The organism is Chimaeribacter sp. YP20170169, from assembly GCF_056739715.1.
In genome coordinates this window covers 1673122-1696182 of the sequence record NZ_CP176824.1, presented here as the reverse complement: position 1 = coordinate 1696182, position 23061 = coordinate 1673122, and the positions used below count along the sequence as shown (strand labels likewise).

General features: G+C 61.8%; 16 protein-coding genes and 1 pseudogene. 3 read left to right on the top strand and 14 right to left on the bottom strand.

Going from position 1 to position 23061, the window contains the following annotated elements; genetic code table 11:
* Positions 1-1294 precede the first annotated feature (1294 nt).
* Together ACK3SD_RS07545 and chaB are read right to left on the bottom strand one after the other, a co-directional pair.
* A complete protein-coding gene (locus tag ACK3SD_RS07545; RefSeq protein WP_481127322.1) occupies positions 1295-1993 on the bottom strand; it encodes a gamma-glutamylcyclotransferase in 699 nt (232 codons plus the stop codon).
* 335 nt (positions 1994-2328) lie between these two features.
* Positions 2329-2562, bottom strand: coding sequence for a putative cation transport regulator ChaB (gene chaB / locus ACK3SD_RS07540; RefSeq protein WP_137762968.1), 234 nt, complete (start codon positions 2560-2562; stop codon positions 2329-2331).
* Between the two features lie 423 nt (positions 2563-2985).
* Here chaB and chaA point away from each other — a divergent pair, with 423 nt between their 5' ends.
* Positions 2986-4086 (top strand): sodium-potassium/proton antiporter ChaA, encoded by a 1101-nt coding sequence (gene chaA / locus ACK3SD_RS07535; protein WP_481127321.1) that lies wholly within the window; start codon positions 2986-2988, stop codon positions 4084-4086.
* A gap of 77 nt (positions 4087-4163) precedes the next feature.
* Here chaA and phoH read toward each other — a convergent pair whose 3' ends face one another.
* The 5 genes and pseudogenes from phoH to putP all read right to left on the bottom strand — a co-directional run bounded on the left by phoH (position 4164) and on the right by putP (position 10582).
* Positions 4164-4952, bottom strand: a complete 789-nt coding sequence (gene phoH, locus ACK3SD_RS07530; protein WP_137762966.1) for a phosphate starvation-inducible protein PhoH — start codon at positions 4950-4952, stop codon at positions 4164-4166.
* A 625-nt stretch (positions 4953-5577) separates the two neighbouring features.
* A pseudogene (gene efeB / locus ACK3SD_RS07525) lies at positions 5578-6857 on the bottom strand (iron uptake transporter deferrochelatase/peroxidase subunit).
* 10 nt (positions 6858-6867) lie between these two features.
* Positions 6868-8001 (bottom strand): iron uptake system protein EfeO, encoded by a 1134-nt coding sequence (gene efeO, locus ACK3SD_RS07520; protein WP_481127320.1) that lies wholly within the window; start codon positions 7999-8001, stop codon positions 6868-6870.
* A gap of 30 nt (positions 8002-8031) precedes the next feature.
* Positions 8032-8874: an iron uptake transporter permease EfeU gene (gene efeU / locus ACK3SD_RS07515; protein ID WP_137762964.1), complete on the bottom strand. Its 843-nt coding sequence runs from the start codon at positions 8872-8874 to the stop codon at positions 8032-8034.
* A gap of 223 nt (positions 8875-9097) precedes the next feature.
* Entirely contained in the window at positions 9098-10582 is a 1485-nt protein-coding gene (gene putP, locus ACK3SD_RS07510; RefSeq protein ID WP_481127319.1) for a sodium/proline symporter PutP, read from the bottom strand.
* Between the two features lie 651 nt (positions 10583-11233).
* Between putP and putA the strand changes: the two genes are divergently transcribed.
* The gene (gene putA, locus ACK3SD_RS07505) at positions 11234-15202 is read left to right on the top strand and encodes a trifunctional transcriptional regulator/proline dehydrogenase/L-glutamate gamma-semialdehyde dehydrogenase (RefSeq protein ID WP_481127318.1); all 3969 of its coding nucleotides are present in this window, start codon (positions 11234-11236) and stop codon (positions 15200-15202) included.
* Between the two features lie 60 nt (positions 15203-15262).
* On the opposite strand, the gene tcyN is transcribed toward putA, so the two are convergent.
* The 7 genes from tcyN to ACK3SD_RS07470 form a co-directional block, all read right to left on the bottom strand.
* A complete protein-coding gene (gene tcyN, locus ACK3SD_RS07500; protein ID WP_481127317.1) occupies positions 15263-16015 on the bottom strand; it encodes an L-cystine ABC transporter ATP-binding protein TcyN in 753 nt (250 codons plus the stop codon).
* A gap of 2 nt (positions 16016-16017) precedes the next feature.
* Complete coding sequence (gene tcyL / locus ACK3SD_RS07495) at positions 16018-16680, bottom strand: cystine ABC transporter permease (RefSeq protein WP_481127316.1); 663 nt, start codon at positions 16678-16680, stop codon at positions 16018-16020.
* A gap of 71 nt (positions 16681-16751) precedes the next feature.
* Entirely contained in the window at positions 16752-17549 is a 798-nt protein-coding gene (tcyJ, locus tag ACK3SD_RS07490; RefSeq protein ID WP_481127315.1) for a cystine ABC transporter substrate-binding protein, read from the bottom strand.
* A 110-nt stretch (positions 17550-17659) separates the two neighbouring features.
* On the bottom strand, positions 17660-18652 hold the full coding sequence (locus tag ACK3SD_RS07485) for a D-cysteine desulfhydrase (RefSeq protein ID WP_481127513.1): 993 nt from the start codon (positions 18650-18652) through the stop codon (positions 17660-17662).
* Between the two features lie 193 nt (positions 18653-18845).
* Positions 18846-19358, bottom strand: a complete 513-nt coding sequence (gene fliZ / locus ACK3SD_RS07480; RefSeq protein ID WP_137762958.1) for a flagella biosynthesis regulatory protein FliZ — start codon at positions 19356-19358, stop codon at positions 18846-18848.
* Positions 19359-19430: 72 nt separating this feature from the next.
* A complete protein-coding gene (locus ACK3SD_RS07475) occupies positions 19431-20153 on the bottom strand; it encodes an RNA polymerase sigma factor FliA (protein WP_137762957.1) in 723 nt (240 codons plus the stop codon).
* Between the two features lie 269 nt (positions 20154-20422).
* Positions 20423-21253, bottom strand: a complete 831-nt coding sequence (locus ACK3SD_RS07470; protein WP_481127314.1) for a flagellin N-terminal helical domain-containing protein — start codon at positions 21251-21253, stop codon at positions 20423-20425.
* A gap of 370 nt (positions 21254-21623) precedes the next feature.
* Between ACK3SD_RS07470 and fliD the strand changes: the two genes are divergently transcribed.
* Positions 21624-23057, top strand: a complete 1434-nt coding sequence (fliD, locus tag ACK3SD_RS07465) for a flagellar filament capping protein FliD (protein ID WP_481127313.1) — start codon at positions 21624-21626, stop codon at positions 23055-23057.
* The last annotated feature ends 4 nt before the right edge of the window (positions 23058-23061 follow it).

The following is a 23061-nucleotide window of genomic DNA, read 5'->3' as shown; positions in this document are numbered from 1 at the left end:
CCCCAGAGCGCGCGGGTGCAGGGCCGGCGCGCCGGCAGGCCCTGCTCGGTTGAGGCGCCGAGGCTCAGGTAGACAAAGGAACTTGAACAACCGAAACCCCTCTCCGGCCTGACGAGACCACAGGCAATAATAATGCTCCCGCGATACTCCACATATATAACGAACTCCCCTATTCCTTCCTCACATAGCCAAGCATTTGCAGAAACGGTGGGGGCGTTAAATCATTGCCGAGTGAAGTCGCAGGGCCGGGTGAGCGGGCAGGACGCCCGCGAAAGGGCCAGCCGCGCCGGGAGCGCGTCTGGGCCGGCCCGCAAGCCCGGAGACGCAGCGAGGGTCACCCGCGAGAGCGGGCAATGATTAGCCATTCCACCCCAACGCGCGCGGGTGCAGGGCCGGCGCGCCGGCAGGCCCTGCTCGGTTGAGGCTCTGAAGCCAAAGCAAAAAAGGAACCCAAACAACCGAAATCCTGCTCCGGCCTAAACACGGCAACAGGCAACAGCAAGCCCTACCCACAACACCCCACAAATAAAAATCACCCTCCCTACTCTTTCCTCACATAACCAAGAATTTGCAGAAACGGTGGGGGCGTTAAATCATTGCCGAGTGGAGTCGCAGGGCCGGGTGAGCGGGCAGGACGCCCGCGAAAGGGCCAGCCGCGCCGGGAGCGCGTCTGGGCCGGCCCGCAAGCCCGGAGACGTAGCGAGGGTCACCCGCGAGAGCGGGCAATGATTAGCCATTTCACCCCAACGCGCGCGGGTGCAGAGCCGGCGCGCCGGCAGGCCCTGCTCGGTTGAGGCGCAGGTGTACAGGTAGACAGAGGAACCCAAACAACCGAAACCAGTCTCCGGCCTAGCGGAGCCACTGGCAACCACGATGCCTAAATCATCCCCTCACACAGCCAAGCATTTGCACAATGGTGAGGGCGTTAAATCATTGCCGAGTGGAGGCGCAGGGCCGGGTGAGTGGGCAGGACGCCAGCGAAAGGGCCAGCCGCGCCGGGAGCGCGTCTGGCCCGGCCCGAAAGCCCGGAGACGCAGCGAGGGTCACCCGCGAGAGCGGGCAATGATTAGCCATTCCCCCCAAAGCGCGCGGGTGCAGGGCCGGCGCGCCGGCAGGCCCTGCTCGGTTGAGGCGCCGAGGCTCAGGTAGACAAAGGAACCTGAACAACCGAAACCCTGCTCCGGCCCCAGCGAGGCCAAAAATAACCACGAAAGCCAAAGCAGAAAAAGGAACCCAAACAACCGCAACCCGCCTCCGGCCTAGCGAGGTCACAGGCAATCGCAATGCCTGCCCCCTACGCTTGCCCCACCTGGGGCACATCCTCACTATTCGCCGCATCCTGCTGCAACAGGCGCACATGATCCACCAGCTCGCGCAGGCACTCGTCCTGCATATTGTGCTTCTTCAGCTCCTGCTCCAGCGCATAGAGGTACTGGGCGTTGGTGCCAAGCGGGCCGTGGGCGCGGGCGATCAGTGGGGCGATCACTTGGGAGCGGGTATCGGCCTCAAACAGCGGGTGGGCGGCGTCCATCACGAACACCAGCGCCGTCACGCGACTGCCATCCTCCAACACCAGCTCGCACCAGGTCGGCACGTAGCAGCCAGTCACCATCTCGCGCTTCCACAACAGCTCCAGCTCCTCTTCCAGCTTCTCCTCGGGGAGGCGGAAGGCCAGACCGGTGGTGCTGCCGCCCTCCTTCAATGCCAGCATCCGGCCCGGCTGGGCGGCGGTGCCGCGACCGGCCGTCAGCCGCAGGCAGAAAGCCCGGTGCCAACCGTTCAGTGTCGCGCGCCGCACTTCCTCAGAATCAAAAATCGGGTTCCACATCAGCGAGCCGTAGCCAAAAATCCATACCGGGCTGTTGTCCGGCCGACGCGAGAGGGTACAACGCAACGACGCCAGACGCTGCTCCGGTGAGAGCAGCAGCGCCTCCTCAATCGTCCCGAAAGCCGTCTTACAATCCGCCTTCTGTAGAAAATCTCGCGTTAACACCTGTGGCTGCCCTCCTCTCTTACGACCTTGCTTATACATTTATCAGCCTGACGAATAAGGTAATCCCTTCGATTGACCGGGCTAATTAGGATAAACCTTATGCGTTTCTCGCCCGTCAATCAAGCTGGCGACAAATCACAGCACAAAAAATTATGACAATAGTACGATTGTGGGATAACAAAGCCGTTGAAAAGCCAGATGGAACCGATACCAATCACATGGGCCTATCAGAGGAATCGGTGATGGCTGAATGTTTTCTCTAAGGAACACGCAGGAGTCTGGCAGAAATGGTAGGCAGGGTCAGGAACCCCGCCCTGCCGGTTGAAAGCGTGGGTTTAATGCTTTTTGGGATGCCAGCGGTCGTCATCCCCTTTCTCATAATCATGCTTTACCGCAGCCCACGCCACTTTGTGGGCTGTCTCTTCGCGCGTGTCATCGCCGCGCCGGTCATCCTTGTCCTTGTATTGGTCCCAGGCGCTGTTGAACGCCTCTTTATAGATATCCTGCGCATGGGGCGGCAGCACGTGGCGCACGTTGTCTGGCAGATCGGTACGGGATTTAAATGGCATCAGGCTCCTCCTGTTCCAGTATCACAAGGGGCCAGCCAGTGGCTGGCATCGTTTCAAGTGTAGAACATCACTTGTGGGTATGCTGAAACCCACCTTTTTTCTCATGATCCCCGTTTTTACTGCGCCACATGGCAAAAAAGCATAAATCCTTTGGCGAGGGTTGCGTAGCAAGGCATGGCTTGGAAGACAAAAGCAAGCACTCACAGGCATACCCTCCTTAAACGGCGATTAAACATGGGGTAATCAGGACTCGATAAATGAAAAAAAACCAACGCGGTAAAATTAGGTAAATTCGCCCAAAAGCCTGACATACTTTGTTACTGTAACGCTGTTTTCCTAGGCCGGGGCTATACTTAGCGCCACGGCACCCCGTTACTGCATCATCCCTTTGCCCCGGCAACATTGAAAAGGAGCATGAGAACCATGACGTCGACCGCCCCACCGGCCCGCGCCAAAACCCGCCACAGCGAGTACTCCCTGCTGCTGCCGCTGCTCGCCCTCGGTATCCTTACCCTCTGGGGAAATACCACCGCCCTGCCCGCGCTGGCCGGCATCAATTTGGTGGCGCTGGTCGGCATCCTTGCCAGCGCCTTTAGCGTGGTGCGCCACGCGGATGTGCTGGCGCACCGGCTGGGCGAGCCGTATGGCTCGCTGATCCTCAGCCTGTCGGTGGTGATTCTGGAGGTCAGCCTCATCTCGGCGCTGATGGCGACCGGCGATGCCGCCCCGGCGCTGATGCGTGACACCCTCTTCTCCATCCTGATGATCGTCACCAGCGGGCTGGTGGGCGTCTCGCTGCTGCTCGGCGGGCGCAAGTTCGCGACCCAGTATGTCAATCTGGGCGGCATCAAGCAGTACCTGATGGCCATCTTCCCACTGGCGATCATTGTGCTGGTGCTGCCGGCGGTACTGCCGGAGGGCAACTACAACACCACACAGGCGCTGCTGGTGGCGGGCATCTCCGCGGCGATGTATGGCGTGTTCCTGCTGATCCAGACCAAGACCCACCAGAGCCTGTTTGTCTATGAGCATGAGGATGAGGGGGATGACCCGCACCACGGCAAGCCCTCGGCGCACAGCAGCCTGTGGCACGCAGTCTGGCTGGTGGTGCATCTGGTGGCGGTGATTGCCGTGACTAAGGTCAACGCCACGCCGCTCGAGAACCTGTTGCAGACGCTCAACGCACCGGCGCAGTTCACCGGCTTTTTGGTGGCGCTGCTGATCCTCTCACCGGAGGGGCTGGGCGCGCTGCGGGCGGTACTCAATAATCAGGTGCAGCGGGCGATGAACCTGTTCTTCGGCTCGGTGCTGGCGACCATCTCCCTGACAGTACCGGCGGTGACGCTGATTGCCACCCTGACCGGCCAGCGGCTCATCTTTGGGCTGGAGGGGCCGCACATCGTGGTGATGCTGGCGGTATTGATGCTCTGCCAAGTCTCCTTCTCCACCGGCCGCACCAATGTGCTGAACGGCACCGCCCACCTGGCGCTGTTCCTCGCCTACCTGATGGTGATCATGCTGTAATAAAAAAAGGCCGCGCAGTGCGGCCTTGCTATCAGGGTCTGTTGGGGTTACGGCCTGCCGGGCAGGCCGACAGAGTGTCAGGTATACGCATTGAGCGTGCGTTGGCAGAGCGCCGAGCGTACGCAGTCCTCTTTGGTGAAGCGGATAATGCCGATCATCTCATCCTCCTCGAAACGCTCCAGCGCATCGCTCAGCCCAGACTTGACGCCGCGCGGCAGGTCACACTGGGTGATGTCGCCGTTGACGATCACGGTGACATTCTCCCCCAGCCGCGTCAGGAACATCTTCATCTGGCTGGCAGTAACGTTCTGCGCCTCATCCAGAATCACCACCGCGTTCTCGAAGGTGCGCCCACGCATATAGGCAAACGGGGCGATCTCCACCTTGCCAATCTCCGGCCGCAGGCAGTATTGCATGAACGATGAGCCAAGGCGGCGCAGCAGGATGTCATACACCGGGCGGAAATAGGGGGCGAACTTCTCCGCCACATCACCGGGCAGGAAGCCGAGATCTTCATCGGCCTGCAACACCGGACGGGTGACGATGATCCGGTCCACTTCTTTATGAATCAGGGCTTCGGCGGCCTTGGCCGCGCTAATAAAGGTTTTCCCACAGCCAGCCTCGCCCGTGGCGAAGATCAGCTGCTTGTTCTCTATGGCTGATAAGTAATGACCTTGAGCTTCCGTACGCGCCTCAATGGTCGAGGTGTCCCGACTGTCGCGCGCCATGCCGATGGATTCTACCCCGCCCATTTGGACCAGGGAGGTTACCGACTCCTCCTCACGCTGCCGGTGGCTGCGTGCGTCGCGCCGGATAACACGTTTCGCTTCACGACGAGCTTTGATCACTGCTTTCTGTCTTCCCATAGTGGCACCTTACAGTTTGTTTCACCTACCGTTGCGGCTGTGCAGCACCGCAGACGAATACTCTGACAACAGGTTTCACATACAGATGAGGTTGGTCCCCTTTAAGACCGCATTAGCCAATGACAATGGCGACGGGTGGCTGTCTGGCAGGGCGCTGGCCCGGCCGGGACGGCGTGCGCCATGAAGAGAGGTTGCCAGGCTGGCAACATTTTCCATTTTTGGTATGACGCAAGAGATGCTGGTTGGTTGGTAGAGTGGGAGGTTGTGCCGAAAATGGCGGTGGCGCGGCATTCGCCCTCGAGACGACGAAAGAGAAAGTGTTTGATGGTAAACCTAACAGCCCATTCATGGACTTCCGCATCAGCGCTCCTCGCAGTCAGGACAGGCAGTGACGCCCGCACCGGCTTTTTCGGTTAGCTGCCACCGGCTGGTGGCAACTAATTTGAGTATAACGACACTTTATGACTCCGTGTTACAGCAATGTAAATATTTAACTACAAATAAGTCAAGTGCTTATTTTTTGCGCTTTCCAATCAACCTGCTGCCTCTCTCACCAGTAAGAAATGCATAAAACAGGCCGCCTTAAGCGACCGGTTTACTCAAGCGGGGCTAACTGTTAACGGCGTCACATTTTTAGCAGCGCCTCACCCAATATTTGCCCCTCGCGCACCCCGGGCAGCGCGAAGAAGTAACCGCCGCCGATCGGCCGTACATACTCCTCCAGCGCCTCGCCATTCAGCCGCCGCTGCACCGCCAAAAAGCCCTGCTCCAGATCGTGCTGGTAGCAGATGAACAGCAACCCCATCTCCAGCTGCCCGGAGGCGCTGATGCCCTGCGAGTAGCTGTAGCCGCGCCGTAGCATCAGGCTGCTGGCACTCTCCGGCGTGCGCGGGTTCGCCAGCCGGATATGGGCATCCAGCGGGATCACCTGCCCCTGCGGGTCGGCGCGGTAGTCGGGCACGTCATGCTCCTGCGCCATGCCGAGCGGCGCGCCGCTGAGCTTGTGGCGGCCAAAGATCGCCTCCTGCTCCTGCAACGGCGTGCGATCCCAGGACTCAACGTGGAAACGGATGATGCGCACCGCCTGATAGCTGCCGCCCACCGCCCACGCCGGTTCGCCCTGCCCCTCCGTTACCCAGATCGCCTGCCCCATCAGCGCCGCGTTGCGGGTGTCGGGGTTGGCGGTGCCATCCTTGAAGCCGAGCAAATTGATGGGCGTCTCCTGGCTGCGCGCCGCATGGGGCGAGATAAAGCCCTCGCGCCGCCAGCGCACCGCCAGCAGATCCGGCGTGTGCTTGATGATGTCGCGCAGGGCGTGGATCACCGTGTCGCTGCTGTTGGCGCAAATCTGCAACAACAGGTCGCCGTGGCACTGGGCGGCGTCCAGCGAATCGTTGGGAAAGCGCGTCATCCGTTGCAGGTGCAGCGGCTTCTGCGCCGCCAGCCCAAAGCGCTCGTCAAACAGCGCGTGGCCGACGGAGAGCGTCATCGTCAGGTTGTCCGGGCTGATGCGCGCGCCAAGGATGCCGGAGTCCCGGGGCGGCAGTTTCGGATCTGCCGCCGGAGCCTCGCCCCCTTGCGTGAGGAAGGCAACACGCGCGGTGAGCAGCGCGAACAGGCGGCGCAGATCCTCACGGTTGGTGGCCAGCACATCAAAGGCCACCAGCATCGCTGACGCCTGCTGTGGCGTCAGGATGCCGGACTGGTGCGCGCCATAGAAGGGCTGGCGCATCTCACGCGCGTCAGGCGGCAGCACGCCGGGGCGGCCGGCGGCTCGGCATGCGCCGGGCCACGGAGCGCCAGCGCGCCGCCCAGCGCCCCCATCCCCAGCAGCAAACGCCGCCGGGCTGGCTGGTGCCCGCCGAACGGGCAACCGCCGCCCGCCGCGCCAGTGGTTTTGCTCATCGTGATGGCCTCAATCCAGACCCAGTACGCCGCGCAGCGTGGAGAGATCTTCCGCCAGTGCGGTGATCGGCCCCTTCATGGCGTTGCGGTCGGCATCGGTGAGCTTCTCATAGGAGGCAAAGCCGTTGCTGGTGCGGTACTTCGCCAGCAGGCTATCGACCTTGGCAAAGTTACCGTCGATTTTTGCCAGCAGCGCCGGATCGGCCTTCACCAGCAGCGGGCGCAGCAAGTTAACGATCTTCTGCGCGCCATCAATGTTCGCCTGAAAATCCCACAGGTCGGTGCGGCTGTAGCGATCTTCCTCACCGCTAATCTTGCTGGCGGCAATCTCCTCCACCAGCCCGGCCGCGCCACCCACCACCTTGGAGGGCGGGAAGGTCAGCTCGCTGATGCGGGTTTGCAGCGCGCGGGTATCCGCCAGCAGGCGATCGGCGAAGGGTGCGCCGCCCTGCGTGGTGTTGTCGCCAAACAGGATCTTCTCCAGACGGTGGAAGCCGGTGAAGGCCGGGTCTGCCGCCTTCTGCTCAAAGTCATCCTCACGCGCGTCGATGCTGCCGTCGAGATCAGAGAACAGCTCGGCAATCGGCTCGATGCGCTCATAGTGCTGGCGCGTCGGTGCATAGAGCGCTCGCGCCTGCGCCAGATCGCCGCGCTTCACCGCCTCGGTGAAGGCCTGCGTCTGGATCACCAGTTGCCCCACCTCGCTCATCACATACACCTTATACTCGGCGAGCGGGCCAATCAGCGCGGCGGCATCCGGCTTGGCCGCGGCCGCCCCGGCGGTGACCGTCAGCTTGCCCTTCGGGTTGCTGAGCAGGCCGCAGGTCATGTCATACTCGCCCGGCTCGAGGGTGGCAGTCATCTTCTGGGTGAAGCCCGGCGCGATGTTCTCGCGCTCCTCCACCACCATCACCCCTTGCAGGATCTCCCACTCCAGCGCCTTCTGGCTGGCATTGCGCACGATAAACTGGGTTTTGCCCGCCGGCACGGTGAGCTGCATCGGCTCACACTGTTTGTCGGTGACGGTAACGTTGACCTGACGCAGGTCGGCGGCCAGTGCGGTGGTGCTGAGGGCGCAGGCTGGCAGCGCCAGCAGGGCCAGATTGAGCGCGCGGCGCAGGGCAAAACGGGACAAGGTGGACATCACAGGCACTCCCTGAAAAAAGTCATCAAATTACGCCCGGCCACGGGTGGCCGTCGGCGTGCGGTGGTAAGGCAGAAAGAAGAGGATCAAGGCTGGGATCAGGTAGGCGAAGTAGACCACCACCTCACTGACGGTCGGGGACTCCTGATAACCAAATATCCCCTCCAGCAGGGTGCCGCCCAACGAGTGGGTGGAGAGCACGCCGCTCAGATCCCAGGCCAGCGACTGGAAACCATTCCACAGCCCGGCCTCGTGGAAGGCGCGGATCGCGCCAGCGGCCAGCCCGGCGGCCACCAGCAGGATGAACAGGCCGCTCCACTTGAAGAAGCGCGCCAGATTGAGCCGCACGCCGCCCCAGTAGATCAGCGCGCCCAGCAGCATGGCGCAGGCCAGCCCCAGCAGCGCGCCAGCCGGTGCCGCCGCGCCGACATCCTGCTGGAAGGCAGCGAGCAGGAAGAACACCGACTCCAGCCCCTCGCGCGCCACGGCAAAGAACACCATCGCCACCAGCGCCCACGCCTGCGCGCGGCTGCTGGCATGTTTGCTGAGCGCCTGATCGATCGCCTGCTCCAGTTGCCCCTTGACGGAGCGCGACGCCTTGCGCATCCAGAACACCATGTAGGTCAGCATCGCCACCGCGACCACCGCCACCAGCCCCTCAAACAGCTCCTGCTGCTTCTGCGGAAATTCGCCGGTGGTGGCGTTGATCGCCATGCCCAGCGCCAGACAGAGCGCCGCGGCCAGCCCAATGCCCAGCCACACCACGCCCAGCCAACGGCGGCGGCCAGTGCGCGCCAGATAGCCAGCAATCAAACTGACAATCAAGGCGGCTTCCAGCCCTTCACGGAACATAATCAGAAATGGCACAAACATCACGGCTTACCCCAAGGGTGCGACGCCCGGCAGGGCGGCTCTGTAAAGTTAGGTAAAAGAAAACGAGAGTGATTATCATTCCAAAAAAAAGAAAAGCAAGGGGGGAGGACGGGAGAATTTGCACGGTGATGAGGCACGCCACTGTTGCCACGGGAAAAGCACAAGGCCCCACAGGGGGGCCTTGGTAAATCGCGTGATGTGGCACCGCTTGGGCGCCCATCATTTAGCGGGTGTTGAACTCCGCCTCGGCCACGCGGAAGCGCTCGGTGACCACCTTGGAGGGCTGGCGGCCCATCAGGCTCACCACCACGATGGCGACAGAGGCAAACAGGAAGCCAGGGATAATTTCATACAGCTCTTGCCAGCCATACTGTTTCCAGAAGATCACCGTCAGTGCGCCCACCAGCATCCCCGCCAGTGCGCCGTTGCGTGTCATGCGTGACCACATCACCGAGATCAGGATCACCGGCCCGAATGCCGCACCGAAGCCAGCCCAGGCGTAGCTCACCAGACCCAGCACGCGGTTCTCCGGGTTGGCGGCCAGCGCGATAGCGACCAGCGCCACCACCAGCACCATCAGGCGGCCGACCCACACCAGCTCATGCTGGCCAGCATTTTTGCGCAGGAAGGCTTTGTAAAGATCTTCCGTGATGGCGCTGGAGCAGACCAGCAGCTGGCAGCTCAAGGTACTCATCACCGCCGCCAGAATGGCGGAGAGCAGGATACCGGCAATCCACGGGTTGAACAGGATTTTCGCCAGCTCGATAAAGACGCGCTCGCCATTTTCGGTCACGGTGCCAGCCTGCGCCGGGTTGTTGCTGAAGTAGGCGATGCCGAAGAAGCCGACGGCGATGGTGCCTGCCAGACAGAGGATCATCCAGGTCATGCTGATGCGGCGCGCATTACGGATGGTGTGGTGTGAGTCCGCCGCCATGAAGCGTGCCAGAATGTGCGGCTGGCCGAAGTAGCCCAGACCCCAGCCCAGCAGTGACAGGATGGCAACCAGGTTCAGCCCCTTGAACATGTCAACGTAGGCCGGGCTTTTCGCCTCAATCACCAGCATCGAGCTATCAATGCCGCCGACGGCCAGAATCACGAACACCGGCGTCAGGATCAGCGCGAAGATCATCAGCGACGCCTGCACGGTATCCGTCCAGCTCACGGCCAAAAAGCCACCGATGAAGGTGTAGAGGATGGTCGCGGCGGCCCCGGCCCACAGCGCGGTCTCATAGCTCATGCCAAAGGTGCTCTCGAACAGGCGGGCACCGGCCACAATGCCCGAGGCGCAGTAGATGGTGAAGAAGACCAGGATCACCAGTGCCGAGATGATGCGCAGCAGCTTGCTGGTATCCTCAAACCGGCTGGTGAAGTAGTCCGGCAGCGTCAACGCGTTGTTGTTGGCCTCGGTGTGGACACGCAGGCGGCCCGCCACCAGCTTCCAGTTGAGGTAAGCGCCCAGCGTCAGGCCGATGGCGATCCAGCTCTCCGAGATGCCGGAGATGAAGATGGCACCCGGCAGGCCCATCAGCAACCAGCCGCTCATGTCAGAGGCACCGGCGGAGAGCGCGGTCACCACGCTGCCCAGGCTGCGGCCGCCCAGAATGTAGTCGTCAAAATTTGTGGTGCGGCGGTAGGCCAGCAACCCAATTACTACCATCCCCAGGATATAGACCAGAAATGTCACCAACATAGGTGTACTTACTGTCATGTAGATTCTCCACGTACTTTGTCATGAGTATTCACCTGGGTAACCCCTGTGAAACGCCCTGTCATGTTTCCCGGCAGCCGGAGCGACGGCCAGGCATAAGCGATACCGGAACGGGGTATCGGGTATAACCTTGTCAACTTTCAGACTATCCGGGTTGCGACCCTGCCCTTTTTATGGCTGCCGGGGTCAGGGGCGCGGCCCATCCTAGATGAGGTCTGTCGCGTTCGCCAAGTCATTTAACATTCAAGAAACATAAAGCTTACGCTCCATCACACAAATAATAACCAGCGGTTGTACTAACTAGCGGTTCCGCGGTATCACCTTAGGCTATAACAAAAGTGCAGCAGTGATACCCGAACCTTCTCCCACCGGGCCTGGGCTTCGCTTTTCCCCGGCCGCCCGAACAGCAGGCGGCTAAAACCTAGCAATTTTCGTGCCTGGTTATTTTGTTAGCAAAATTTCGGGTAAAAAGCGGCATGAATCCTGCATGGTTTTACAAACCAAAAACAGGGTTGCACTTAGTTGCAACATGATGGTCAGCGGCGCTATGCTCAGCGCGCGTTACTGTCATATGCGTCAAACGGGGCGGCCTTCCCTGCCCCGTGCACCATATCCTTAGAGCAGTTGCATTAATTACAGGAGTCAGTTGGCATGGGCACTACCACTATGGGCGTGAAGCTGGACGAAGCAACACGCGATCGCATCAAAACCGCCGCGCAACGCATCGATCGCACGCCGCATTGGTTAATCAAACAGGCAGTTTTCACCTATCTGGCGCGCCTGGAGAGTGGCGAGGATCTGCCGGAGTTCCCGGCGGCCGGCACGCCAAGCCAAGAGGGTGAAGAGGCATTTGCCCTGCCCACCAGCGAGGCCCCGCAGCCCTTCCTGGAGTTTGCTGAGCAGATCCTGCCGCAGTCGGTGACCCGCTCGGCCATCACCGCTGCCTATCGCCGCCCGGAGACCGAAGCGGTGCCCATGTTGCTGGAGCAGGCACGCCTGCCCGCAGCGTTGGCAGACTCCACCCACCAACTCGCCTATCGCATTGCCGAGAAGCTGAGGCACCAAAAAGGTGCAAGTGGGCGCGCCGGCATGGTGCAAGGGCTGCTTCAAGAGTTCTCCCTCTCCTCACAAGAGGGCGTGGCGCTGATGTGTCTGGCGGAGGCGCTGCTGCGTATCCCGGACAAGGCGACGCGTGACGCGCTGATCCGTGACAAAATCAGCAACGGCAACTGGCACTCCCACGTGGGCCGCAGCTCCTCGCTGTTCGTCAACGCCGCCACCTGGGGCCTGCTGTTCACCGGCCGTCTGGTCTCCACCCACAATGAGGCCAACCTCTCCCGCTCCCTGAACCGCATCATCGGCAAGAGCGGCGAGCCGCTGATCCGCAAGGGCGTAGACATGGCGATGCGCCTGATGGGTGAACAGTTCGTGACCGGCGAGACCATCGCCGAGGCGCTGGCCAATGCCCGCAAGCTGGAGGAGCGCGGCTTCCGCTACTCCTACGACATGCTGGGTGAAGCGGCGCTGACCGAGGCGGACGCGCAGGCGTACCTCGCCTCCTACCAGCAGGCGATCCATGCGATTGGCAAGGCCTCCAATGGCCGTGGCATCTATGAAGGCCCCGGCATCTCCATCAAGCTGTCGGCGCTGCACCCGCGCTATAGCCGCGCCCAGTATGAGCGCGTGATGGAGGAGCTCTACCCGCGCCTGCTGGCGCTGACCCTGCAAGCGCGCAAATATGACATCGGCATCAACATTGACGCCGAAGAGGCTGATCGTCTGGAGATCTCCCTCGACCTGCTGGAGAAACTCTGCTTCGAACCGCAGCTGGCCGGTTGGCATGGTATTGGCTTTGTGATTCAGGCCTACCAGAAGCGCTGCCCGTTTGTTATCGACTCACTGATTGACCTCGCCAACCGCAGCCGCCGCCGCCTGATGATCCGTCTGGTGAAGGGTGCCTACTGGGACAGCGAGATCAAGCGCGCGCAGATGGATGGCCTCGAAGGCTACCCGGTCTACACCCGCAAGGTCTACACCGACGTCTCTTATCTGGCCTGCGCCCGCAAGCTGCTCTCGGTGCCGAACCTGATCTACCCGCAGTTCGCCACCCACAACGCCCACACGCTGGCGGCGATCTATCACCTCGCCGGCAACAACTACTACCCCGGCCAGTATGAGTTCCAGTGCCTGCACGGCATGGGCGAACCGCTGTACGAGCAGGTAGTGGGCAAGGTGGCCGACGGCAAGCTGAACCGTCCGTGCCGTATCTATGCGCCGGTTGGCACCCACGAAACGCTGCTCGCCTATCTGGTGCGCCGCCTGCTGGAGAACGGGGCCAACACCTCGTTCGTTAACCGCATCGCGGACGCCACCCTGCCGCTGGAGGAGCTGGTGGCCGATCCGGTGAGCGCCGTGGAGGGGCTGGCGGCACAGGAGGGCCAGATGGGCCTGCCGCACCCGCGCATTCCGCTGCCGCGTGAATTGTATGGCGACGAGCGCGTCAACTCCGCGGGCCTGGATCTGGCCAACGAACACCGTCTGGCCTCGCTCTCCAGCGCCCTGCTTAGCACGGCCGCCCATCCGTTGCAGGCCGAGCCGCTGATTGACGCCGAGAAAGACGCGGGCGAGGCGCAGCCGGTGATCAACCCGGCCGAGCCGCGTGACGTGGTCGGCAGCGTGCGTGAAGCGACCCCGGCCGAGATTGGCCGCGCGCTGGACGCCTCTGCTGACGCTGGCCCGATCTGGTTCGCTACCCCGCCGGAGGAGCGTGCCGCCATTCTGGTGCGCGCCGCCGAATTGATGGAAGCGCAGATGCAGAACCTGCTGGGCGTACTGGTACGCGAGGCGGGCAAGACCTTCAGCAACGCCATCGCCGAGGTGCGTGAGGCCGTTGACTTCCTGCACTACTACGCGGGCCTGATTGAGCAGGACTTTGCCAATGACAGCCACCGCCCGCTTGGCCCAGTGGTCTGTATCAGCCCGTGGAACTTCCCGCTGGCAATCTTTACCGGCCAGATTGCTGCCGCGCTGGCGGCAGGCAACAGCGTGCTGGCGAAACCGGCGGAGCAGACCCCGCTGATCGCCATGCTGGCAGTGAAGCTGCTGCACGAGGCCGGCGTTCCGGCGGGCGTGCTGCAACTGCTGCCGGGTGACGGTGCCACCGTCGGCGCGGCGCTGGTGAATGATGCCCGCGTGCGCGGCGTGATGTTCACCGGCTCCACCGAAGTGGCGGCGCTGCTGCAACGCAACATCGCCGGACGCCTCGACCCGCAGGGCCGCCCGACGCCGCTGATCGCCGAAACCGGCGGCCTGAACGCGATGATCGTTGACTCCTCGGCGCTGACCGAGCAGGTGGTGACTGACGTGGTGGCCTCCGCCTTTGACAGCGCCGGCCAGCGCTGCTCCGCCCTGCGCGTGCTCTGCGTGCAGGACGAAGTGGCCGACCGCACGCTGGAGATGCTGCGCGGCGCGATGGCCGAGTGCCGCATGGGCAACCCAGAGCGCCTCTCCACGGACGTCGGCCCGGTGATTGATGCCGAGGCCAAGGCCAACATCGAGAAGCACATCAACGCGATGCGCGCCAAGGGCCGCAAGGTCTATCAGGCGGCGCGCGCCAATGCGCAGGATGAGAAGGAGTGGCCAACTGGCACCTTCGTCAAGCCGACGCTGATTGAGCTAGAGAGCTTTGATGAGCTGAAGCGCGAGATCTTTGGCCCAGTGCTGCACGTGGTGCGCTACTCCCGCCAGAACCTCGACGGCCTGATCGACCAGATCAACGCCGCCGGTTATGGCCTGACGCTCGGCGTGCACACCCGCATCGACGAGACCATCGCCCGCGTCACCAGCAAGGCGAAGGTGGGTAACCTCTACGTCAACCGCAACATGGTGGGCGCGGTGGTCGGCGTGCAGCCGTTCGGTGGCGAGGGCCTCTCCGGCACTGGCCCGAAGGCGGGCGGCCCGCTCTACCTCTACCGCCTGCTCTCCAGCCGTCCGGACGACGCGGTGCACCGCACCCTGTCGCGTCAGGATCAGCAACTGGCCCTCGACAGCAGCGCCCGCGCGCCGTTGCAGGCCCCATTGCAGGCGCTGCAAGCCTGGGCGCAGGGCCAGCAGATGGCGCCGCTGGCGGCACTCTGCCAGCACTACGCCGAGTGGGCGCAGGGTGGCACCGTGCGCACCCTGCCCGGCCCGACGGGCGAGCGCAACACCTACGCCCTGATGCCGCGCGAGCATGTGCTCTGTCTGGCGGAAGATGAGAACGACGCCTGGACGCAACTGGCGGGCGTGCTGGCGGTGGGCAGCCGTGCGCTGTGGCCGGAGGGTGAGATGCAGCGTGCGCTGTTTGGCCGCCTGCCAGCTGAGGTGCGGGCGCGTATCGACTTTACGCCAGAGTGGCAGTCGGACAACGCGGCCTATGACGCGGTGATCTACCACGGCGACTCTGACCAGCTGCGCGCCCTGTGCGAGCATGTGGCGAAACGCGCTGGCGCGATTGTCTCGGTGCAGGGCTTCGCCCGTGGCGAGACCCACCTGCTGCTGGAGCGCCTGTTGCTGGAGCGTTCGCTCTCCGTCAACACCGCGGCGGCGGGCGGCAACGCCAACCTGATGACCATCGGCTAAGCCAACCATTAGCCAATAAAAAGGGGAACCCACTGGGTTCCCCTTTTTTTTCGCCGGGCGTTACGAGTTCAGGAACTTGTCGAGGAACTGGCGGGTGCGCGCCTGCTGCGGATGAGTAAACAGCGCCTTGGCCGGCCCCTGCTCAACAATGCGGCCGTTGTCCATAAAGATGGCACGATCCGCCACGTCGCGGGCAAAGCTCATCTCATGGGTGACGATCACCATGGTGCGGTGCTCCTGCGCCAGCGCGCGGATGGTGTTCAGCACCTCGCCCACCAGCTCCGGGTCAAGCGCCGAGGTTGGCTCATCAAACAGAATCACCTCCGGGCGCATCGCCAGCGCGCGGGCGATGGCCACCCGCTGCTGCTGGCCGCCGGAGAGGCGGCGTGGGTAGGCGCTCTCCTTGCCGCTCAGCCCCACTTTCGCCAGCAATTCACGCGCCCGCTGCTCCGCCTCGGCGCGCTTCTCGCCCTTCACAATCACCGGCCCCTCAATGATGTTCTCCAGCACCGAACGGTGCGGGAACAGGTTGAAGTTCTGGAACACGAAGCCCACCTGCTGGCGCAGCGCGCGCACCTGCGCCTTCTGGCGGCTCAGGGGCTGACTGCCGTCGATGGTGATGTTGCCCACCTGGATGGTGCCGCCATCCGGCGTCTCCAGCAGGTTGATGCTGCGCAGCAGCGTGGTTTTGCCCGAGCCACTCGGCCCGATGATCGCCACCACTTCACCGGCGTTGACTGACAGGTCGATCCCGTGCAGTACCGTATTGCCCTTGAAGGCCTTGGTCAGGTTTTTGACATCAATGGCACTCATGGTTACTCCTGATCCTGTCGGTTGGCGCGGGCCTCAAGGCGGTTCTGCAAGGCCGAAAGCACGGTGGCCAGCACCCAGTAGATCAGGGAGGCGGCCAGATACATGGTGAACACCTCAAAGGTGCGCGAGGTGATCAGCTGCGCCTGACGGAACAGCTCCGGCACCTGGATGGTGGCGGCCAGCGAGGTGTCCTTCACCAGACTGATGAAGCTGTTGCCGAGCGGCGGCAAGGCGGTGCGCGCCGCCTGCGGCAGGATCACCCGGCGCAGGGTTTGCCACGGCGTCATGCCGATGCTGGCGGCGGCCTCCCACTGCCCCTTCTCAATCGAGGAGATGGCGGCGCGCAGCGTCTCGGAGGTGTAAGCGGCGGTATTGAGCGACAGGCCAATCAGCGCCGCCGGAATCGGGTCCAGCTCAATGCCGAACTGCGGCAGGCCGTAGTAGATCATGAACAGCTGGGCGATCAGCGGGGTGCCACGGAAGATGGAGACGTAGATGCGTGACAGCCAGGCCAGCGGCCAGAAGCGGGAGAGGCGCATCAGCGCCAGCAAAAAGCCCAGCGCCAGACCAAAGGCCATGCCGCCGATACTCAGCTGAAGGGTGAACAGAGTACCCTTCAATAAAAAAGGTGCGGAATCCAGCACCAGTTGAAGACTTTCTTGCATATGTGCAGACCCTGACGGCGCAGCGCGCCGGAGGTGGAAAACGGGCCGGCGATCGCTCGCCGGCGCGGGGGTTACTTGGTGACGTCAGCGCCGAACCACTTCTCGGAGATTTTGCTCAGGGAGCCATCCTGCTGCATGTCAGCAATGGCCTTGTCAATGGCGGCCAGCAGCTGCGGGTTGTTCTTGCGCAGCGCCACGCCCGACTCCAGACGGGAGAAGGCCGGGCCTGCCACCGCCATGGTGTTGCCGGTCTTCTTCACCAGATCCAGCGCCGCCAGACGGTCTACCAGAATGGCGTCAACGCGGCCAAAGCGCAGATCCTGATATTTGGTCGGATCATCATCATAGGTACGGATGTCCACGCCCTTCACGTTCTCACGCAGCCACTGCTCGTAGTTGCTGCCCAGACCCACGCCCACTTTCTTGCCACCCAGATCCTCAGGCTTGGTGATGCCGCCCTCGCTGCCCTTTTTGGTCAGCGTCTGGATGCCCGAAATGGTGTACGGGGTGGAGAAGTCGTACTTCTTCTTGCGCTCGTCGGAAATCGTGACCTGATTGATCACCACGTCGATGCGGCCAGAGTCCAGTGAGGCCAGCATACCGTCCCATTTGGTCGGCGACAGCTTGGCCTGCACGCCCAGATGCTGCGCCAGCGACTGGGCGAACTCCACCTCAAAACCGGTCAGCTTGCCATCTTCACCCTGGAAGCTGAATGGCGGGTAAGTCCCCTCCAGCCCGACCACCAGCGATCCGCGCTGCTTGACCTTGTCCAGCAGGTCAGCGGCGAGGGTGTTGCTCACCACGCCACCGGTCAGTGTGACAGCCACCATACCCAACAGCAGGTTGCGACGAAATGCGGAAAAACCCATACGTACCCCTTATCAATCAGTTTATTATTTTCAGGATGTTATCATTTGGTGTCCCGGTTAACAGGAATGAATCACCTTATCCTTAGTCCTGAATGGCATAAGCGAGCCTGTCATACCGCCGGTGGATAGGCAAACAGCGCTGGCGCGCCGCCGGTATGCACAAACAGAATCGGCCCGCTGGCAAAGCGCTGGCGCGCCAGACCATCAATCAGCCCGGCCATCGCCTTGCCGCTGTAGACCGGGTCCAGCAGAATCCCCTCCTGCGAGGCGAGCAGCTTGATCGCCGCCATCCCCTCCTCGTTCGGCTCGCCATACTGCGGCGCGAAGTACTCGTCCCACAGGGTGATCGGCGCGGGCGCGTCCGTCAGCCCCAGCCGGGCGGCGATCGCCTGTTGCAGTGCCTCCACCTTGGGGCGCTGATCCTGCGCCTTGCGCGAGACCGTCACGCCAATCAGCGCCGTCTCCGGCATCAATTGTTGCAGGCCCACCGCCAGCCCAGCGTGCGTACCGGCGCTGCCGGAGGCCACCACCACGCTGCCAAACGCCACCTGCTGCCCTTGGTCGGCAATCTCCAGCGCACACTGCACATAGCCCAGCCCGCCGAGGTCGTTGGAGCCGCCCACCGGGATGACGTAGGGGCGGAAGCCCTGCGCCTCCAGCCGCTCCGCCTCGTCCCGCAACTGCGCCTGCGGGTCATGCAGCGCGTCGCACATCACCACTTCAGTGTTGAAGAGATCGAGCAGCCGACGGTTGCCGTTGGCGAGGTAGTTGTCGCCGGGCTGGTAGCCGCCCGCGGCAAACGGGTTCTCCAGCAGCGCCACGCAGTGCAGGCCGAGGCGCGCGGCCACCGCCGCCGTCTGGCGCACATGGTTGGACTGAATGGCACCGGCGGTCACCAGCGTGTCAGCCCCCTCACGCAGCGCGTCAGCGGCCAGAAACTCCAGCTTGCGCAGCTTGTTGCCGCCCAGCGCCATCGGCGTGGTGTCGTCGCGCTTGATGTAGATCTCATGGCCCAGATAGTCCGAGAGGCGGTCGAGCCGCTCCAGCGGCGTGGCGGGGCCGACCAGATCAAGGCGCGGCACGGCGGCCAGTTGGTCACTCAGATAACGGTAAGATGGTGTGGAGAGGTTGCTCACCCGGTTCCCCTTAGGAAAGTGTCGAGATACAACCTATAGATCTAGCAGATGTTTCTGTAACAATCACCCGTTGCAGGACGCAATCGTGATTGATTTGGCCGATTACACCCATTAGCGGCACAAATGAAAGGCCCGGCTGGGGTGGCCGGGCCTTAAGTGGTCAGCGCGGCTGGCTCTGCCACGCGAGGTACTGGTCATATTTGCGCAGGGCGATGCGGTAGTTGTTGTGGCCAGCGTCCGGCAAGTCCTCAATGATCCGCTGATGGATGCTGTCACCGCTGATGCGCTCGCGCGGGTAGTTGCGGGCAATCAGCATCTCGTCGAGGCGGCGCAGGCGCACCACGTACTCGCGCACCGTGCTGTGGCTCATCTCGGTCTGCTCAAACAGATACTGCTTGAAGGCCTTGATGTCGAAATACTCCGGGTTGCTGTTGCAGGAGATCTCGCTGCAAAAGCGGCACAGCGCCATCAGCTCGTCCTGTAGCTTCAGCCACACCTGATCGTCGATCAGCTGGTCCATACCGGCGATGGCTTCTTTATTGATGATCTGCCCACGGAAGACCAGCGCCATCCGGTCAAGGTGCTTGGCGCATTGGGAGCAGTGAGTCTGGCTGTGTTTGTAGTCTTTAAGGTAACGGCTCAACGGCCGTTTTTTAACAGATGTACCTGGCATATAAAATTCCGCTAATGTGTTGCTTTTAAGGGGCGGAACTCCGAGGGCGCAGACCTGTTGGGCAGGCGGCGCTTAATGATCGGCGTTAAGTCTGGCTCGCAAGCGCTTGATAGCCTGACTGTGCAGCTGGCTGACGCGGGACTCCCCGACCTCAAGCACAGCCCCGATCTCCTTCAGGTTCAGCTCTTCCTGGTAATACAGTGTTAACACCATTTTTTCGCGCTCGGGCAGGGCCTCAATCGCGTCCATCACCCGCTGGCGCAGATTGCCCTCCATCAGGTGGTGCAGCGGATTGCTCTCCTCATGCCCCTCCATTAGCGCATCGGCGCTGTCGCCGTGCTCCTCGCGCCACTCGTCGTAAGAGAAGAGTTGGCTGTTGTTGGTGTCCATCAGGATCTGACGGTACTCCTCCAACGGGATGGACAACGCGTGGGCCACCTCCCCCTCCGTCGGCGGCCGGCCGAGCTGCTGCTCTGCCTGCTGCATGGCCACCTGCACTTCCCGTGCATTGCGCCGTACGCTGCGCGGCGCCCAGTCACGGCTGCGCAGTTCGTCCAGCATGGCCCCGCGGATGCGTTGCACCGCATAGGTGGTGAAAGCCGTCCCCTGTAGCGCGTCGTAGCGTTCCACTGCGTTAAGCAGCCCGATCCCACCCGCTTGCAGCAGGTCATCCAGCTCGACACTGGCCGGCAGCCGCACCTGCAGGCGCAGGGCTTCATGGCGGACCAGCGGAACATAGCGCTGCCACAGAGAATTTTTGTCGATTACGCCTTCGGCGGTATACAGATCGCTCACTGTCGAAACCTGGCAAATTGAGGGTCTGTATGCATTATCCCTATGCCGGTGCGAAGTAATCGGTGGAACAAACCGCAAAAAAGGCGGCTATTTGTGGGTTGTCCGACAGGCTTTTCCAAGATGCCTTAAGATAATTCTTAATCGCCGGCGTTACTTTACACGACATTCACCGCCAAACAACGCAATGATGAAAAAAATTTAACTTAAGGCGGAGCACCACCCAAAATAAACCCCGCCGAGGCGGGGTCTTGTCAGGTCCGGCTAAGCGATTAACGCAGCAGGGACAGGACGTTCTGCGGAACCTGGTTCGCCTGAGACAGCACGGAGGTGCCAGCCTGTTGCAGGATCTGCGCGCGGCTCATGTTGGAGACTTCGGTCGCGTAGTCAGCATCCTGAATACGGGACTGCGCGGCGCTCAGGTTGGTCACGGTGTTGTTCAGGTTGTTGATGGTGGAGTCGAAACGGTTCTGTACCGCACCCAGGCCACTACGTGCTTTGTCAACGGTGCTGATAGCATCGTCAATGGTTGCCAGGGTAGTGTCGGTGTCATCCATAGAGGTCAGGTCAATGGCATTCACACCCAGGGTGGTGGCATCGGCTTTCGCGCCAGACAGATCCAGGGTGATGGTCTGGCCATCGTCTGCACCAACCTGGATGCTAACTTTACCGTCAGTACCTGCGCTGCCGTCCAGCAGGTTGGTGCCGTTGAAAGAGGTCTGGCTGGCGATACGGTTGATCTCAGCAACACGTGCGGTCACTTCGTCCTGCAGGGAGGTCAGGTCGCTGGCGCTGTTGGTGCCGTTTTTCGCCTGAACAGTCAGCTCACGGACACGCTGTAAGTTGGTGTTGATCTCGTTCAGCGCGCCTTCAGCGGTCTGCGCCATAGAGATGCCGTCGTTGGCGTTACGGGCTGCCTGAGTCAGGCCTTTGATGTTGGAGGTGAAACGGTTGGAGATCGCCTGACCTGCTGCGTCATCTTTTGCGCTGTTGATACGCAGGCCAGAGGAGAGGCGCTCAATGGCGGTGCTCAGGGTAGACTGAGATTTGTTCAGGTTGTTCTGAGTAGTCAGGGACATCAGGTTAGTATTGATAACGGCCATTGTATTCTTCCTTCAATATCAAAATTTGTTTAGGTTTGGGCTTATTTACCCACGGCGTCTCTCACCGTCCTAAAAAGTATCGGCGTGACTTCACAGAACTTTAGAATGAAATAATAAAATTCGTTAATTTGTTGATTTTAGACGAATTAAACTTATTAAAGTGATTTCGGTTCGCCTCGTCGGCGAAATAAACGCCGGCGGATAAAAGAATAATGCGCCCTCCTCTCTTCCTTCTCTATGCACTATCGCCTTAATACCCCCCGTTCTGGCTCGCTATTCCGCGCATCATTTTTTTGGCGGTTGCGTAAACTTTTCACTATTCGGGCCGATACCTCTTTTTAGGTCATCCCCTTCATTTATAGGAAGCATCGTGGCAACTATCAGCAACCTGGGCGTCGGCTCTAACCTCGATCTCGACACCCTTTATACCTCTCTGGAAACCGCAGAGAAGTCGAAGCTCACCACCATCACGGATCAGCAATCCAGCTACCAGAGCCAGTTGAGCGCTTATGGCAAACTGCAAAGCTCGCTGCAAAGTCTGGAGACGGCGACCGCCGCGCTGACCAAGAGCACCGCCTTTAATAGCACCACGGTCAGCAGCACCAACACCGCCTTTACCGCCACCACCGACAGCACCGCCGACGTCGGCAGCTATTCGGTCTCCGTGACGCAGGTCGCCAAGGCGCAATCCCTGCTCTCCAGCGCCATCAGCAGCAACAGCACGCAGCTGGGCACCAGCGGTGCCGGCACCCGCACCCTGACCATCACGCAGGCCGGCAACAGCACGCCGCTGACCGTCAGCCTGACCGATGAGCAGACCACCCTGAGCGGCATTGCGGACGCCATCAACAAGAGCGGCGGCGACGTCAGCGCCACCATCATCAAGGCCAATGACAGCGACTACCGCCTGATGCTCACCTCCAAGTCCACCGGCACCGACTATGACATGACGGTCAGCGTCAGCGGCGACGACACTTTGCAGGGCGTGATTGGCTACACCAGCGGCAGCGCCAGCAACGGCATGACCGAGCAGGTGGCCTCGCAGAACGCCAAGCTGACGGTCAACGGCGTGGCCATTGAGCGCAGCAGCAACACCATCACCGACGCGCCGCAGGGCGTGACGCTGACGCTGAAATCCGCCAGCGCCTCGGGCAGCAGCGAGCAACTGGAGGTGACGCGCGCCACCGATGACACCAAAACCGCCATCAAGGCGTGGGTCACCGCCTATAACTCGCTGCAAAGCACCATCGCCACCGTCACCAAATACACCGCGGTGGAGAGCGGCGAAGACCAGTCCACCAGCAACGGCGCGTTGCTAGGCAACAGCACCGTGCGCAGTATCCAGTCCCAGTTGCGCAGCCAGTTGACCAGCGTCCAGAGCAGCAGCCTGGCGATCATGGCGCAGCTCGGCATCACCCAGGATCCGACCATTGGCTCTGACGGCTCCAGCGGCAACTTGGTCATCGATGACACCAAGCTGACCAAGGCCCTGAGCGATAACCCGCAGGGCGTGGCCGACTACTTCATTGGCGATGGCAAAACCACCGGCTTTGCCACCATGATGGACAGCACCCTGACCACCATGCTGAGCACCTCGACCGGCAAAGAGGGGGTGATCAAGAACGCCACCGACAGCATCAACACCACGCTGAAGACCCTGAGCAAGCAGTATGACGCGATGAGCGACAGCATCGACGCCACCATGGCGCGCTACAAAACACAATTCACCCAGCTCGACACGCTGGTCTCCAAACTCAACAACACCTCGACCTACCTGACCCAGCAGTTCAGTACGTCGAGCTAATAAG